The 16,614-nt window shown below is 40.7% G+C and carries 14 protein-coding genes and 1 pseudogene; 4 read left to right on the top strand and 11 right to left on the bottom strand.

The annotated features are described in order from the left end of the window. Nucleotides 1-2 precede the first annotated feature (2 nt). The 5 genes from AC6IZ0_RS13355 to AC6IZ0_RS13375 form a co-directional block, all read right to left on the bottom strand. Entirely contained in the window at nucleotides 3-2,297 is a 2,295-nt protein-coding gene (locus AC6IZ0_RS13355; RefSeq protein WP_497723337.1) for a dynamin family protein, read from the bottom strand. A gap of 13 nt (nucleotides 2,298-2,310) precedes the next feature. After that, nucleotides 2,311-3,102 carry a hypothetical protein gene (locus AC6IZ0_RS13360; protein WP_497723339.1) on the bottom strand — a complete coding sequence of 264 codons (792 nt, stop codon included), beginning with the start codon at nucleotides 3,100-3,102 and terminating at the stop codon, nucleotides 2,311-2,313. Nucleotides 3,103-3,130: 28 nt separating this feature from the next. Continuing rightward, nucleotides 3,131-5,542 (bottom strand): dynamin family protein, encoded by a 2,412-nt coding sequence (locus AC6IZ0_RS13365; protein ID WP_497723340.1) that lies wholly within the window; start codon nucleotides 5,540-5,542, stop codon nucleotides 3,131-3,133. A gap of 423 nt (nucleotides 5,543-5,965) precedes the next feature. After that, a complete protein-coding gene (locus tag AC6IZ0_RS13370) occupies nucleotides 5,966-7,393 on the bottom strand; it encodes an FAD-binding domain-containing protein (protein WP_497723342.1) in 1,428 nt (475 codons plus the stop codon). 109 nt (nucleotides 7,394-7,502) lie between these two features. Beyond that, complete coding sequence (locus AC6IZ0_RS13375; protein WP_497723343.1) at nucleotides 7,503-8,147, bottom strand: bifunctional 4-hydroxy-2-oxoglutarate aldolase/2-dehydro-3-deoxy-phosphogluconate aldolase; 645 nt, start codon at nucleotides 8,145-8,147, stop codon at nucleotides 7,503-7,505. Between the two features lie 393 nt (nucleotides 8,148-8,540). On the opposite strand from AC6IZ0_RS13375, the gene AC6IZ0_RS13380 reads away from it, so the two are divergent. Both AC6IZ0_RS13380 and AC6IZ0_RS13385 read left to right on the top strand, forming a co-directional pair. Continuing rightward, nucleotides 8,541-8,732 carry a hypothetical protein gene (locus AC6IZ0_RS13380; RefSeq protein WP_497723344.1) on the top strand — a complete coding sequence of 64 codons (192 nt, stop codon included), beginning with the start codon at nucleotides 8,541-8,543 and terminating at the stop codon, nucleotides 8,730-8,732. 167 nt (nucleotides 8,733-8,899) lie between these two features. Continuing rightward, nucleotides 8,900-9,379, top strand: a complete 480-nt coding sequence (locus tag AC6IZ0_RS13385; RefSeq protein ID WP_497723346.1) for an Hsp20/alpha crystallin family protein — start codon at nucleotides 8,900-8,902, stop codon at nucleotides 9,377-9,379. A 95-nt stretch (nucleotides 9,380-9,474) separates the two neighbouring features. Here AC6IZ0_RS13385 and AC6IZ0_RS13390 read toward each other — a convergent pair. The 3 genes and pseudogenes from AC6IZ0_RS13390 to AC6IZ0_RS13400 form a co-directional block, all read right to left on the bottom strand. After that, nucleotides 9,475-11,450 (bottom strand): annotated as a pseudogene (locus AC6IZ0_RS13390) (polysaccharide biosynthesis protein). Between the two features lie 158 nt (nucleotides 11,451-11,608). After that, entirely contained in the window at nucleotides 11,609-12,196 is a 588-nt protein-coding gene (locus tag AC6IZ0_RS13395; protein WP_497723347.1) for a YdcF family protein, read from the bottom strand. Nucleotides 12,197-12,447: 251 nt separating this feature from the next. Then, a complete protein-coding gene (locus tag AC6IZ0_RS13400) occupies nucleotides 12,448-12,666 on the bottom strand; it encodes a DUF4351 domain-containing protein (RefSeq protein ID WP_497723349.1) in 219 nt (72 codons plus the stop codon). A gap of 121 nt (nucleotides 12,667-12,787) precedes the next feature. Between AC6IZ0_RS13400 and AC6IZ0_RS13405 the strand changes: the two genes are divergently transcribed. Beyond that, nucleotides 12,788-13,363 carry an IS607 family transposase gene (locus AC6IZ0_RS13405; protein ID WP_497723350.1) on the top strand — a complete coding sequence of 192 codons (576 nt, stop codon included), beginning with the start codon at nucleotides 12,788-12,790 and terminating at the stop codon, nucleotides 13,361-13,363. Beyond that, nucleotides 13,350-14,585, top strand: coding sequence for an RNA-guided endonuclease InsQ/TnpB family protein (locus AC6IZ0_RS13410; RefSeq protein WP_497723352.1), 1,236 nt, complete (start codon nucleotides 13,350-13,352; stop codon nucleotides 14,583-14,585). The genes AC6IZ0_RS13405 and AC6IZ0_RS13410 overlap by 14 nt, the downstream gene beginning before the upstream one ends. Nucleotides 14,586-14,591: 6 nt before the next feature. Here AC6IZ0_RS13410 and AC6IZ0_RS13415 read toward each other — a convergent pair whose 3' ends face one another. The 3 genes from AC6IZ0_RS13415 to AC6IZ0_RS13425 form a co-directional block, all read right to left on the bottom strand. Further along, nucleotides 14,592-15,086 (bottom strand): Rpn family recombination-promoting nuclease/putative transposase, encoded by a 495-nt coding sequence (locus AC6IZ0_RS13415; RefSeq protein ID WP_497723353.1) that lies wholly within the window; start codon nucleotides 15,084-15,086, stop codon nucleotides 14,592-14,594. Then, nucleotides 15,083-15,376, bottom strand: coding sequence for a DUF2887 domain-containing protein (locus AC6IZ0_RS13420; protein ID WP_497723354.1), 294 nt, complete (start codon nucleotides 15,374-15,376; stop codon nucleotides 15,083-15,085). Before AC6IZ0_RS13420 ends, AC6IZ0_RS13415 begins: the two co-directional genes overlap by 4 nt. 91 nt (nucleotides 15,377-15,467) lie before the next feature. Beyond that, nucleotides 15,468-16,457 (bottom strand): MraY family glycosyltransferase, encoded by a 990-nt coding sequence (locus AC6IZ0_RS13425; RefSeq protein ID WP_497723355.1) that lies wholly within the window; start codon nucleotides 16,455-16,457, stop codon nucleotides 15,468-15,470. Between the last annotated feature and the right edge of the window lie 157 nt (nucleotides 16,458-16,614).

Raw genomic sequence — 16,614 nt, forward strand, 5'->3', positions numbered from 1 at the left:
TGCTAACTTGCTTTTAGCACTTCTTCCCAACTGCTCCTTTTTAAGGCAATAGATAACTGTCTTAATCTTTCACTAACCTCTAAATCAGATGTTGTTCCTTGCAAACTCTGGGGAATTTCAGCTAAAAGTAATGGGTTTCCTTGTAACCATTCATTAATAGCCACCCCTGTCCAAGTACCTTGTTTATCTCTGAAACTATCAACTAATCCCTTGAGTTCTTGAACACAATAGGACTCAAAACTGGCTGCATCAAAAATTGCCGCACATAAGTATTCTTCAAAGGCATTAATATCACTTTCCACTTCAAAAGTTACGGCTTCTTGTGGTACAATGAAATCTGTGATAACATCTTTTAATTCTGCTACCTCTGTCACCCCTAACACTTGTTGGCGAGTTTCCGGGTTAAAAAGCAAATCAGCACCATACTTTACATATCTTTTCAAAACACTATAACCTGGTTCCAATCCAGTATAATAGTTATCAACAATTTCAATATCTACTCCCAAACTTTTCACAATTTTATTGCGGGTATCACTGTTAACTGGGCCGCGAATTAACACCTCTGCTACTGGACGCGCAAAGCGTAAAAATAACACACTTAAACTATTTTCTAACTTAGATAAAAAATAAGCTTCGGAATTTTCAATTAATCTGGCTTTAACTTGATCACTTCCCCATAATAAAGTGGTCATGTATTCCACTAACTTTAATGCTTCATTCTTTAATTCTAGAGCAAGTTCATGGGCAATTGTTGATAACAGCCTGCTAATATCAATGTATAAATCATCACGCCAAGCAAAGTTAGCTTTCATCCGGTCAAATTCTGGATTGGAATTAGCCAAAAAAATAGTATCTTTCTTTTGCAATGTTTCCTCCCGCAGTTTCTGCATTTCGGTTTTAACAACTTGCAGATATCTTTGGCGGAATTTTTCTATTTTGGGTAAGGAGTCAGTAGTTAAATTTTCTAATGTGTTTCTAGATACATACTCATCATAATATTGTTGTAAATCAGCTTTAATGCTTAACCATTTTTGATTCCACCATTCTGCAAATAAAACTCGTCGATTATTTTCTGCAAATAATTTTGCTTCCTCAGTATTTTCCGGGTGCTTCTGACCAACTACATGATAAATTTGTTCAGAGGTGCTAATGATTTTATTCAGAGAAGCTTCGCACCGTTTCTTTAAAATATTCACACGCTCATGATTAATATAATTAAAGATTTTGTCTTTAATGGCTGGGATACCAGTAGCATTGGTTTTGAGAATTTCTGCATCGGTAATCCCAGTTAATCGCTGTAAATGAGCTGCAATCATACTGGGGTCGCCAATTTCTAATTTAGTCTGTGCTCCTGCTATATTATTTAAAATCAAATATGCACCAGCAGAACCAGAAACAAGACGTTGACTAGGTAAGTTCGCCCGTTTTGACCAGTCTTGAGATGCTTCTTGGATATGGGTTTCTAGTGCTTCAGGACTAGCTATAGAATCAATGCGACTAAGAAATACAAACAGTTTATCAGCAACGGTGACGTTTTTATCCCCTAGTTCTGTAAATTTGATGATTTCTAATTCCTTCTCTCTCAGACTAGTAAAACGCTGTACCAAAATCACAGCGTCACAGTCTGATAACATTTCCTGTGCTTCATCAACGTGTTTTGCTAAACCTGAATCTAAACCGGGAACATCATAAAAAACAATTCCTTCAGCTTGTGCAAGTTTGTTAGTATAAAGTCTAGCTTCTAACACAGCATGAGCGTATCTTTCATCAGCTACATACTTTTTTAAGAGTTCTTTAATATCTTCTAGTCTGGTAAATGGAAAAATGCGATCGCCTTCCCTCCTCACTTCCTGTAAAGTTGCTTGATTAGCGTGGATAGTCTTCAGGTCTTCCTTTGCGTTGGCTTTTTCTAGTTCCGTGAGTAAGTTGGTAAATTCAGCTTCGGTTTTAGCTTGTACCTCTAGTCGTTGTTCAGACTCATTTGCAACGGAGTAAATTTGTGTAGTGGTAAATGTACATCTTCCTCCCTTTGCTGGGAGTAAGTCGCATTCTAACCAAGCATTGACAAAGGTACTTTTTCCGGCTTTTTCTAACCCCACAACCGCAATCCGGAACTCCCGTTTTTGCAGTCTTTCCAACTGACGACGGGTGGGTTCTGCTTCTTGGATCAGAGTTTCCATTAATTTACTGGGAACTTGTGCTTGGGGTAAATTAGCTAAACTCAAAGCGTGTCTTTGAATATTTAAAGCATCGCTCAGACGAGTTTCATAGTAGGAAGATGCTGTTTTCCAATCCATTTTGGCAAATCCTTTAAATCCTGTTAAATTCTTCTAAACCCGACACAGATAAATATTTAATACAAGCTATTTCGCGTATCACCCCTTGACCATGAGCAGGTAGATTACTTTTTAAAGCGTATGGGATTTCCTTCCCGATCATGTCTTGTCCATCAGCAATGTTAATTCTGATGTAAACTTCTCTTTGTTCACTTATATCTGTGATCTTCTCGTCGGTCAAATCTAGGTTCTCCTGGACGCTATCAGCTTTTTGATCATTAGTACACAGAAAATAGGAAGCATTACCTATCAAGTCCTTGATGTCAGCTTGATTAATAGGGTTATTGTTGGTAAATTTTCTCGCTACTGATGCTGGTACAACCAGACATAAAGATGCAGATTCACTCTTTTTTGGGGGAGTAGCAGGGGTTGGAGCAATCGGAGATTTTAATGGTAACTGTGTGTTTTCTCTATTTTTTAGAAATAAATAAACTAATAAAATTCCCAAGGCAATAATAATAATAATGAAGTACAAGTCTTCATTAATCATTTGCTCTCCGCTTGGACTCTGCGAAGTATTTTTGCTACTATTTAATAAGTTGTTTTTTATCAAATTACCTAACATATATAAATCATCTTTCAACTTAGAGTTACCTTCAATTCCCAAATCTTGACAAATTTGATCAGCTTGTGTTTTATCTGAATCAAGGATACGGTAAATTACCGCATATAGAACTCCCACTTTCTGACCCTTGATATGATCATACTCCTGAGCATACACTTGTTGATATTGTTGATATAGTTCTTTTAATTTTGATGGGTGCATATGATTGTATTTGAATTTATATGCAAAATCAACTTTTCAGGTTCCAACTTTGCCCTAAGCTATCAAAATCTTCTGAGAGGTTTTGAGCTTTTTCCTGCATAGGTACCCAGATATTTCTTTGTTTTTCATAATCTAGAGTAGTTTCTTGGTGTGCTTTATCCAGTCTGGCTTGATAACGGTCAATAATATCATTCTGAATTTGAGATACGGTTTTTTTTAAACAATTAATTTGTGTGATTAACCAAGTGGCGATTTTATTGACTATTTCTGCTTCTTGCTGTTTCGACTGAATAATCCAACTGGTCAGCAAATCTTCTACACTAGGTATTGCCGCATTATCACTAGAACGGGTTTGATATTCAGTTTCATAAAAAGTTTTTTCCCATATCCATAGAGTATACCAGAGTCTTTCTTTTTTTTCTACCTTGATTTCTTCTTCCCAAGTTCCTTGATGAATAGGAAAACCAGCTTGAAAGCAGAAATTAAATGTCAATTGGTTAGCGTCAACTTTAATCAGTTGTCCTTCTGGGAATTTGATGGCTATATGGGGGGCCTGATTATTGGCATTTTCTTCAATATAAGCCAAATGACAACGGAATAATTCAGAAACTGAATTGTAAATTCTCTCTACCACCTGTTGGGAAACTTGCTTTAATACATCTTGCAAAATAACGTTTAAATGTATAGCTAGTTCATTTAGTCCCTCATTGATCTGTTGGAGTTCTTTTTTCTGTGCTTCTGTCCTCGCTTCCATCTTTTTCCCTTCTTTAGCTAGGGAACCTGTATAACCCAAGTTAATTAAACGCTGTAAATTTTTTGAGAGTAAATTCACGCTTAATACATTGGCTCGTTTCAAGTTGGGAGTGTCTAAATCTACCTTTCCGGTTTCTAAAGACTTTGCAACTGCTTCTAATACTTGGTTAATTCCCTTGTTCAATTCCGGGAAACATCCGTATATGGGGAATAATTTCTCTCCTAATTGATTATAAGGTGCCTGTGCTTGCAGTTCCCCAATTACCTTTTTGATGTGATTAACTAGGTCTTCTGTTGATTCCCCTGCTAAAACCTGTTTAACTTTTAGTTCTAGGTCTTCGCAGGGTTTTTTAAGCTGTGCATCACTTTCTTCAAGTAATGACTGTAGCGCTGACCTGGTTTGTGATATCTTTTCGCACTCTTGTTGATATTGTTCCTCAGAACTATTAACAATAGCGGTTGTTGTTTGTAAAGACCACTCTCTAACAGCATTTCCAGCAGCTATATTAAACCGTTCTATGATTTGAGGGATGACTAACTGAGGGAAATGTTGATTAATATGTTTTCTTAAGTTATCGTGAAATTCCTGTCCATAGGATTTTTGCCATAATGCTTGCGCCACTCTGTTTTTGTCGTGAATAGACCATTTTTGAGTGTTCCGGGGCAAATCTTCTAATATATCTTCAATTAATACACTAAAATAGTTATCCGCCTTTTTACACGCTTCAGCGCTGTAAATAGTATCAAAACTTTGCATTTGCAGGGATAACAACGCCGGCCATGTACTTAATTTGACTACTTCTAAATTTTCGATTTCCTCTGAGTATTCCCTTAGCTGCTGGGTTAACTCCCTTTTAATATTAGCTATGGTGCTTTCACAAAAGCGATTTTCTGTTTCTGGCCAGTTTTTATCGGTGCGGAAAACATCGATTCGATTCAAAGTAAATAGCATTCTCGCGGGAGAACCACCTAAATCTTTGACCTGCTGTACTACTTCTTGTAGTAAACTATGTACTTTTTGGGAATCTGTCTCTGCGCTGTTATAGGTGACTATACACAGAGCCTCGCGACACTGTTTAATCACATTAGCGTTACCCTGATCACCCACGTAAGCTAAACCGGGTAAATCCAGAATTCTCACGGTGGTACCTTGTGGTAGTTCCCATTGGGAGTCCTTTAAAAGTCTAATGGGGTAACAAATTTTAGATTGTGGACAAGCTAAGTTGGGTTGTGTTTCTCGGTTTTCGATATAAGTGATCATCGCCTGGTAGAGACGCTGATAAATTTTATCTTCAGTAATACCCTTCCATTCTCCACACTCCCACAATGCGCCTGGGGTTTCATAGATGACTAAAGACTTTTGGGAATTGTATTCAATAGTCACAGTACCAGCACTCATTTCACTCACGGCTACTGGTACAATTTCCGCTCCGCAGAGTAAATTAACTAAGGTGCTTTTACCGCTGCTGGTGGTTCCTGTGGTAGCTAGGGTAAGAGTGGGATAACGCAGTTCATTCACCAGTTGATTTAAGGCTGTTTCCAGGTTATGGGACAGTTTTTCTATTTCCGGTAGATATGTATCTGGTAAGTGCTGGCAGATTTCTATGTGAAAATTATGCCAGCATTGAGCCAGTAGTTTGGCTTTAAGTTCGATAGCTTCAAATACCTCGTAGACTTGATTATTCATATTATTTTGTATTTATTTGTACAATTCTTGTACTTTCTTAGTGTAGCGTATTGGTAGCCTAAATCTCTATATGCTCAAAATTTCATCATTTCTTCATAGAATTAATGATTTTTGGGGGTTGATGTATAAGCTCTTACCACAACCCCCGATGTTAGGGGTCTCACAGGGGTAGGTTTTTAATATGATTTGTGAAGCCAAGACCACCGAAGACAAGGAAGGCTTGTCCTGAGCGTAGTCGAAGGGATGGACAAGAAAGATTTTATACGGACAATGGTTTTTTGACGGACTATTTTTGTGACTAAGAATACAGACTTTCTACTGTTTTCCTCCCTTGTCACCTTGTCCACCTTGTCCACCAAGTCTTACCCTCACGACAATGTAAAATACCTACCCTTGTGAGATTTTAGGCGTGGGGATTGTCAATCAAGCCTTTTGCTGTTGATACATCTGCTTAAATACAGCTTGTTGTACTTTATGATCTACAATTGGGGCGGGATAACCACAGGCTTGTAATTCTAAAGGTGGAATTTTGCCTGTGACTAAATATTCTGAGTCTACCGACCGGAGTTCTGATACCCATTGGCGAATATATTCTCCTTCCCCATCAAATTTTTGGGCTTGACTGGCTGGGTTAAAAATTCTTAAGGGCTTGGGATCCATACCACTAGAGGCGCTCCATTGCCATCCGCCATTATTTGCAGATAAATCACCGTCGATGAGTTTCTGCATAAAGTATTTTTCTCCCCATTGGGGATTGATAATTAAATCTTTGGTTAAAAAACTGGCGACAATCATCCGACACCGGTTATGCATCCAGCCAGTTTGATTTAATTGCCGCATGGCCGCATCTACAATAGGATAGCCGGTTTTACCTTCACACCAAGCCTGAAAATGTTGTTGGTTATTCCGCCAGGGAAAGTTTTTGAAGGTGTCGCGGTAAGCACCTAAAGCTAATTCGGGGAAGTTATACATGGCGTGTTGATAAAACTCCCGCCAGGCTAATTCCTGTTGCCATGTGCGGATACTATTTTCTGCTTCTTCGCTGTGGCTATGTTCTGCCGCTTCTAAGGTGGCTTGCCACACTGTACGAATGCCAATAGCTCCAAGTTTTAAAGCCGCACTCAGTCTAGATGTGCCATCAATTCCAGGCAAGTTACGCTGTTCTTGGTATTTTGTGATATGATAATTAGTAAATTGCTCTAACTGTGCCTGTGCTGGGGCTTCTCCCGGTTGAATAATTAATTCTTGCTCCCAAATATATCCTAGGTCTTGGGCTGAGGGTAATTCAATTACCCCTACTTGTTGGGCAGTTTCTGTCTCAGTCTCTGTTAATCCTAGGGCATTTTCTAGGGTTGCTACTGGCTGCGCCTTGGGTCTGCTGCTCCAATTTCTCCAAAAAGGAGTATAAACAGTGTAAGGAGTTTTCGCACCTGTACGAATCTCTTCCGGTGGGTGCAGCAATTGGTCCCAAGTTTGCTGACATTCAATACCTTGTTGTTTGAGCGCAGACATCACCTCCCTATCCCGGGTTTGGGAATAAGGCTCTACGTCGGAGTTCCAAAATACAGCTTTGGCTTTTAAATCCACTGCTAAGGCTGGTATGGCCTGGATGGGGTTGTTATGAATTATTAATAATTGGCTACCTACTTGAGTATATCTCTGTTGCAGTGCTTGTAAACAGCCAATCATGTATGTTACTCTGGCGGGGGCAATATCGTCTCTTTCCAGAATCTGGGGGTCAAGGCAAAATACCCCTACTACTTTGGCGCTCCGCTCCCTAGCCGCAGCTAGTCCTGTATTATCGGAAATACGTAAATCACGACGATGCCAAAACAAAATTAACTCAGACATTGCACACCAATAATACAGCAACGGACGGGTACTTGAAAAACTATTATCATATATATAGTCGGCATTTGACTTGTGATTTTTTTTATGCTATAACCAAAGAATTAAAGAATCATGGGATGTTGGCATTTAATCGCTCCATGAGTTGATGGGCGTGGGAGGCGATCGCCTGCCAATTGCCAGATTTTACCAGTGATGATGGGAATAATTGACCGCTTAAACCCACAGCGATCGCCCCGGCTTGGATAAAATCCTCTGCATTGTCGGGGGTGACTCCCCCAGTGGGAATTAAAGGAATATGACCCAGTGGCCCTTGTAAACTTTTAATGTAGTTGACCCCGCCCACAGCTTGCACGGGAAACACCTTGACACAGCTAGCTCCCTGATTCCAAGCTGTGACTATTTCTGTAGGGGTCAAAGCACCGGGGATAATGGGGACATTTTTGGCTAGTGCAGCTTGAATCATCGCCACATCAACATGGGGAGTAAACAGAAATTGCGCCCCACAGGCGATCGCCTCTTGCAGTTGCTGGACATTGAACAGGGTACCGGTACCAATTACACAGTTTGGTAATTCTGCCCGTAATTGACTAATTAATTCCCCGGGGCGATGGCTATTCCAGGTAATTTCAATTAACTGCATTCCCCCAGAGGCGACCGCCATAGCCATTTTGGCAGCTAATTGCATATCTGAGGCGCGGATAACGGCGATCGCCCGGTGTTTTTGCAGATGTGATAACCAAACTTGATCGGACATGGGTGTGATTTTGCAACTGATTCTTAAATAGGGTTGGGAACAGGGAACAGGGAACGGGGGACACACCGAACAGTTTCAGCTATCTGTCATCCCCAAATTTTCTGATTTATTTAACCCAAAATGTACACTTTTGAGGGGAAACCCTTCAAAAACCCTGAACCTATTTTCTTGTTTAGCCTCCTCAAAGCTTTGATTTATGGTTTTACATTTATTCACCAGAGCAACTAAATAACTCCTCCCACACAGAGAACTATATATCTAGTATCATCCACCCTGAGCCAGATGGAATCAGCAGTCAAGACTTTTAAGCTTAACTTAGTTACAGCCTAAACCTACCAGGTGTAAAACCCTATCCCTGGGGTTGTGAGCCAGAATTTTCAAAGATTAATTCCTATGCTTGATGCAACTATCACCAACATAGTCGATGGGGTGCGTGGGTACGCCCACCCCTTAACCGGCGCTACTCAAGACTACGACCCATTGCTGAACTTAATTGGCGAAGCCTCCTACTGTACCCATGAATTTTACCAGCAACGGGCAGAAATTACCAAGCGACTCATTCAAGAACAGGGATTTACAGCTTGATGATACCAAGGGGGTTCAACCTCTAGACCGCGTTCTTACCTGGGAAATGGGAGACGCACCCGAAACTTTTCCCTCTGGTCTTTAGAAAACCGTTTTTTCCCCTGTGCTCACATCCCCAATCTTTGCTGTGACTCACTCACTCATGTAATTAATTGGAGCTAAAAATTATGGTATTAAGTCGCTGGGAACCTTTTAGAGAAATAGAAACCATGCAACGCCAGATGAATCGTCTCCTTGATCAAATTGCCGGACCGAGTGAAACTGGGGATATCCTGAGCGATCGCTTAACATTTGTACCCCCAGCAGAAATTGACGAAACCCCGGAGCAAGTCACCCTGCGGATGGAAATTCCCGGGATTTCACCCCAGGACTTAGATGTTAAAGTCGCAGCAGATACAGTTTCCGTCACCGGTGAGCGTAAATCTGAAATCAAAGAAGAAAAAACAGGGATGCGTCGTTCAGAATTTCGCTATGGCAAATTTCAAAGGATAATACCCCTACCATCTCGCATTCAGAACGATCAAGTACAAGCAGATTTTAGAAATGGTGTTTTATGTCTCACTATGCCTAAAGCCGAAGAAGAAAAGAGAAGAGTAGTTACCATTAGCTTACCAGGACAAGACCAGAAAGGGCTAACCGGCAGTTAACTCTCCATTTTTTTTGTGAACCAAGGGGCGATGCTCCCTCAACAGCAGTATTAAATTAATCTATCGCCCCCTTACCTATCAAACCATGTAGAAACCTACGCAGATTTACTCATCAGTTGCGATGATAACTGTGGAGGGCAATATTCAGGAACCAGCACTTTCAGCAGAGATAAGAGAGTATCTCTGTCTTCTGTTTGGGCTGCTAAGAATAGCTGATGCAGATATGGCTCTAGCTTTGTCCAAGGTATCATTGCTTCCTGGGCGGCATAAATTTTTGGATGTATAGTTCTTTGAACATTGTCTTCTTGAATCAACAGCTCTTCATAGAGCTTTTCCCCTGGACGCAACCCTGTGATCTTAATCTCAATGTCCTTCCCTAAAACTAGACCACTGAGTTTCACCATTTGCACCGCCAGATCGTAAATTTTCACCGGTTCCCCCATATCCAAGAGGAAAACCTCCCCCCCTCCCCCAGAGCGCCCGCTTGAATTACCAGGCGAGCTGCTTCGGGAATGGACATAAAATAGCGAGTAATTTCGGGATGGGTAATAGTAATCGGTTGTCGCTGCAAAATTTGCCGCTGAAATCGGGGTACCACTGAACCAGTACTATTTAACACATTACCAAACCGCACCATAATCAAACGAGTGTAAGTGTCCGGCTGTTTTGATAAAGCTTGCAAAATCAACTCAGCCACTCGTTTGGTTGTTCCCATCACACTGGTGGGACGTACAGCCTTATCGGTAGAAATTAAAACAAAAGTCTCAACTTTACACTCATTGGCCGTGCGGGTAGCTACTAGTGTACCGTAAATGTTGTTAATCACTCCTTGGGCTGGGTTCATTTCCACTAAAGGAACGTGTTTGTAAGCCGCCGCATGATATAAAGTATCAACATCATATTCTGTAATTACCTGTTTGAGACGTTCGGCATCAGTTACTGAGCCTAGACAAGCAGAACAACATAAATTAGGGTAGGTTTCTCGTAACTCTATCTCAATGTTATATAGTGCAAATTCATTTAATTCATATAGAACCAGGTGGCTGGGTTGTTGTTGAGCAATTTGGCGACAGAGTTCTGAGCCAATAGAACCACCTGCACCCGTGACTAAAACAGATTTATTTGTGATGTTGACTCGCAGTAAGTTTGGATCTGGTAGAACTTCCTCACGTCCTAAAATATCGCCTATATTAATTTGACGTACCTGATCTATGGAGACTTTACCAGATATGATTTCTGCTAGGGTGGGTACTGTTTTGACTTCTAAATCTAGAGCTTTGAGTTCCGCAACAATTTTTTGCTTTCTTTTGGGGGTAGCTGATGGAATTGCTAAGAGTACTAGCTGCACCTGGTACTTGTTAATTAGATATTCCAACTTCTCAGGACTATAAACCTGAATGCCATTAATCGCATGTTTCCATAGTTGTGAATTGTCGTCCACAAAGGCTATAATCTCAAAGTTGTTATCCTGAGCAAGTGCTTGGGATAGTTGAAATCCAGCTTGTCCGGCTCCATAGATAATTACTGGTTCCAGGAGTTGCTTGCTATCTGCTACACTACCATTGGGTTGAGAGTGCTGTTTTAATCTCAGGGGGGAACTCAGACCATATAACAGCCATCGGGCTATGAGTCTGACTTTGACTATTAAAATTAGTGTGATTAAAGTATCTAATATCTGAACAGAGATGGGGAGGAAATTGACCCGGAAAATCAAATCCAGGATGATCAATCCTCCTTGTCCCAGAATAACTGATTTGAATGCTGTGTATAAAAAGGCAAATTCACTGTACTTGAGGACATTTTTGTACATTCCCAGTAGGGAAAATAACAGGATTTTTCCGGGAATCAGCAGAATAATAGAAGGGAGATATTTAACCAGCATATCCAAAGTAAATAAACTCTGGAAATTTATGGAAAATGCAATATAAATTGCCAATAAAAATAGTAGAGAGTCAGTTAAATACAGAATCAGATGCTTTTTTGTTCTTGAGGAAGTCTTGAGAAAATGGACAATATTTTTGATAAAAACAGTTTTTTTCAAAACACTAAGCAGAAAATATGTTATTCGCATAGTTATGTATGTGAAAGTGTGATCAAACAGTTTTGAAATTAAATTTGGTAGAAACTAAGTATTAATAATCAAATCCCCGAATTCTCGTAACAATTGTACATTACCAGGACTCGGGGATATTTGGGGGATATTTAGTAAATTTACACAGTTATGATCTGCTATTCCCTCTCGCCGATTGCAAGCGGGGATTGTAACTGGCTCCGGTGCGTCCAGTGACTAGCCCACAGCACTGAGCGCCCTATGTCCCTAGCGATGCGGGGTCGAGCTTCTCGCCGAGAGCTTTGGGAGGGGACGGGGACGGGAGTAAAGGCGATTCCCTGACTACCAAAAACAATAGTGGCGATCGCCTGGGAGCGGGGCATATGGTAGTCTGAGGTGACGAGATAGACGTGGCGAATATTATTTTGTTGCAAAGGTGCAACCATGGTGGTAAAATTAGTAACTGTATCTGTGGCGCGGTTGTCGTACTGGATGCGATCGACTCCCTGTGGCCCTTGGCTGTGAAGGTCGTCTAAGATGCTCCGGATTTCCGGATCGCCCACGGAGACCCAGATGGGAAGGTCAGGGAATTCTTGAGCCATTTCTCGGGTGAATTTGGCTCTGCTGTTTTCCCCACTGAGCATCAAGATGGCTTGGGGGTGGGGATTTTGTTGACGTGCTATGGCTAGACGCAAGGGGATAGCGGTGGCTATGGTGAACATTCCCAGACAACCAGCTAGGGTAAATAGGCGCAGAGGTTTGAGCATAATCCATGGATGAGATTTCAGCTATATGCCTATGTTAGAGGCAAATTTTTCACCTGACAGAATTTTCCCCAGATATGCGTTTATCTCACCTTTACCTGAGATTCTAGCCACTGGTTAAATGTGGCGATCAACCTTTGGATTTTTGGTAAAATTACTTCTATATCGCACCCAGGGTAGTGTTAAAGGCGATCGCACTAGCACCAGTATAGGTAGGCGATCGCACCGGCACTAGTATATTTGGTAGTACACTCCTATTTTCCCTGATGTGTACCATTTAACCAGGCTTCTAGGTCAACAATAGTAGTAAAGTCTAGGAGGGCTTCCCCTAGGGACTCCAGTTGATTTAGGTCTAGGGAACGGATTTGAGCTTCTTGGTTGGGTGACAATACCCCACAGCGACGCTTCAACAGACGGATAATTAGCTGGGCTTCACCTTCCTGTTTACCCTCTTTAGCTCCTAGTTGAAACACATCCCGATAGAATCTTGTCTGGGTAATATCTGCTGTTTTCAGGTCTACAATAATTTAATGAATTTATAGTCATTTATGTACATTTGTAGTATAATATTATGAATGTACGATCATTAAATGAATGAAACTATCTGATTATGCAAAAAAGGTAGGGATAAGTTATAGAACTGCGTGGCGTTGGTACAAATCCGGCGTAATCACAGGTTATCAACAACCTACAGGAACCATAATTATTAATCTACCTGAAACTAACCAAAACCCTAACAAAGTTGTAGCTATCTACTGCCGTGTTTCTGATAATGGTTCAAAAGACAACTTAGAAAGACAAGCTGAAAGGTTAACCCAATATGCTACAGCTAGGGGGTACACAATATATAAAGTTGTTAAAGAAATCGGCAGTGGGTTAAATGACAACCGCAAACAGTTGTCAAAGCTTCTAAAAGACGATAAGTATAATATTCTTCTGGCCGAACACCCTGATAGAGTAGCAAGGTTTGGTTTGAACTATTTAAAGATTCTTCTTAATAAACTAGGTAAAGAGTTGGAAATTGTTAATCAAGCTACTGAAGGTAGAGATGAACTAATGCAAGATCTAGTATCGATAATATACTCGTTTAGTGCAAGGATGTATGGGTTAAGAAGAGCAAAGAGAAAAACAGAACGTATCACTCAGGAGTTACAAAATGAAGCTGATTGAGCGTCATGTTATTAAACCAAGTCACCCAGCATACAAAGAAATAGATGAACTTTGCTTTAAATCGAAGAACCTATACAATGCTGTTAACTTCATAGTTAGACAGGAATACATCCATAACAACAAGCATATTAATTATGCGGGAGCCTATCACCTAATCAAAGAATCTGTTGATTATAAAGCTTTGCCAGCAAAGGTAAGTTGTCAAATCATTAAATTAGTTGATAGATGCTGGCTTTCATATTTTGCAGCTATTAGTTCTTTTACGACCAACCCTGATAAGTTCAAAGGTCGGCCTAGACTACCTGGATATAAACATAAAACAAAAGGTCGTTGTGTGGTCATTTACCCGGCACAGGGTATTAGCAAAAAAGGCTTAAAAAAAGGGTTATTACAACCTTCAGGTACAAATATATCTATTTCAACTGCTATTCAAAGTCAAGTTAAAGAACTTAGATTAGTACCTAGAAGTGGATTCCATGTAGTAGAGGCTGTTTATGAAAAGAATGAAGTAGTCACAGTTAGGAATCAATATATTGCAGCTATCGATTTGGGGCTTAATAACCTGGCCACCATAGCTTCAAACAAAAAAGGCTTTCAGCCGTTGATTATTAATGGTCGCCCATTAAAGTCAACCAATCAATTCTTTAATAAACAAAAAGCCCAACTCCAATCGAAGCTTCAAACTCAAGACCCCAATAGATACACCTCCAACAAAATATCCAATCTTCTCACCAAAAGAGATAGTAAAGTTGATACCTATCTACACCAAGCTAGTAGAACCATTATTAATTACCTTCGACAAAATCAGATTGATACTTTGGTGATTGGTAACAACAAACAGTGGAAGCAAGATATTAATATTGGTAAGCGTAACAATCAAAATTTTGTTCAGATACCGCACTATAAATTTATCCAGCAGTTGGTTTATAAAGCTAACTTAGCTGGCGTTAAAGTTATTATCAACGAAGAAAGTTATACCTCTAAGGCTAGTTTTCTTGACCTTGATAATATCCCGGAGTACCAAAAAGGGGCAGAACGTGTATTTAGTGGTAGAAGAGTAGCTCGTGGGTTGTATAAAGCTTCTAATGGAAGGTTAATAAACGCTGATTTAAATGGGGCGTACAACATATTAAGAAAAGCAGTCCTGAACGCTTTTGCAGACGGGATAGAGGGGTTAGGAGTAACTCCAATCAGGTTTACCCCTGGTAAAGTGACTTTGTAGATTTGTCTATAATTTCACAAACTCTAACATCTTCAATATTTCCTCTGGACTGATTTGGGGGAATTTGCTTACTAGTATAGCCTCTATCAAGTCTAGTCTTTGTGTGAATTGTGTTTTGTTCTCTACATTTTGCAGTAGTTTTTGGGCTGCTTCACCTACCCGGTTTTGAGGGAGAACAATTAACTGCAATATTCCTAGGTTAGGACTTAGGTCTGTTTCTGATAGCAAGTCTTCCAGGTAAAGTCTCTGTACTTTTTTCTCTAAATCTCCATAAGGTATTTCTGACCCCAGTTCATGACTACGGGATTTGAGGATGATTAGTCCCTGCCATGCTCTGCTGATGTTGTATTCTTTCAAGTATGAGTGGACTGAGGCAAAGTAGCGCCCATAAAAACCTTTATCTGGTTCCATTTGCGCTTCCACAAATACTATGGGTAGGTTGAGGTCGTCCCCTATGGGAGTTAAAACCCCATCGTAGCGAAATTCCTCTGCCTTAATCACTGGGCTGAGTAGTCAAACTCACAGTCTGGAGGAATTCCCGGTATCAGTTCAGCCAGTAGGCTCTTTTGAGTTAGGAATATACGGTAAAATAGCTTGTCTGTTTTCATCACTCTGGGTAGGTTGATGTCCTCCCCTATGGGAGTTAATACCCCATCGTGGCGAAATTCCTCTACCTTAATCACAGGGTCGGAGTATTCAAACTCACAGTCTGGAGGGATTCCTGGTATCAGTTCGGCAAGGATACCTGGTTGAGTTAGGAATATGCGGTAAAATAGCTTATCTGTTTTCATCTTTTTTCAGAGCAGCGATCGCCCCCAGGGTAGTGTTAAAGGCGATCGCCTATTATTTCACCCTATATCAATTGCAGAATAAACAAGCCCTTTAATTATCATTCTTTACGTCTTTTGTCAATACTTTCTCACGAGAATATGTGGTAAGTTGCTTTAAATACATTTCCAGAAAGGCGATCGCTGCTGCTGTCATGAGCAAGTTTATCCAGGCTCCAACACTACCGAACAGATAAATGTTCAGGCCTATGGCACTGGTAAATATCATATAGCTAATGGCGACCTGGGAGTGATTCCATCCGGCTTGGTGTAAACGTTGATATAGGTGAGTGCGATGGGCTTTAAAAATATTTTCCCGGCGCTTTAACCGGCAAATTAAGGTATAAATAGCGTCTCCAGCGATGGGTAGGGTGATGGTTAAGGCCGACCATGCTTGCACAACAGAGGCATCATGGGAATAATTGAATAGGGCTATGGCTACTGTAGCCCCTAAGACAGTACTACCCACATCTCCCATAAATATCTTGGCGGGTGACCAGTTCCAGTACAAAAATCCCGCTAGAGCAGCGATCAGCAGCACCCACAGAGGTTGATTTCCCATCAGTGCTATCAAACTCAGTTGAATCATGGTTACCCCCCCTACTAGACCATCTAAACCATCCATGAAGTTGTAGAAGTTAATCAGGGCGGTCATACCCACGAGGGTGAGAAGGATAGCGACTGTAATACCAACCGGACCGAGGTTGGTTAACCAGGGTTGGGGAAAGATCCCAAAGAAAGATATGGCGATACTAGCTGCAACTATCTGTACTAAGTATCTCAGCCTAGCTGGAATTTGCCAACGGTCATCCAGTAAGCCAACCACTGTCAGAGGTAGGAGTACTAACCAGATATGGCTAACGTTGATCTGGGCTGTACTGAGAGTATTGGGGGTAAATAGCCAGGAAAAGCACCAACTGACAATGAAAAAGGAGGCTACAAAACCCAGTCCGCCCCCTCTGGGGGTAGGTTGAGTGTGGGAACTGCGCTCATTGGGAATATCTATGAGATGGGCGCTAAGTTGATTTTTGATCAGATAGACCAACAGACAACTAAGCAGGAAGCTCAGGGGAATGAATATGAGGTAAATCACTTGGTATGAAATTGGTATTAGATTTTAGATGTCTAAGTTAAAGCAAGTAGATGCATGGGGTGTAATTTATAACTCTTTGTATAAAATTAATGATTAATTAATATTTGGT

Source organism: Anabaenopsis sp. NIES-4685 (assembly GCF_059725405.1).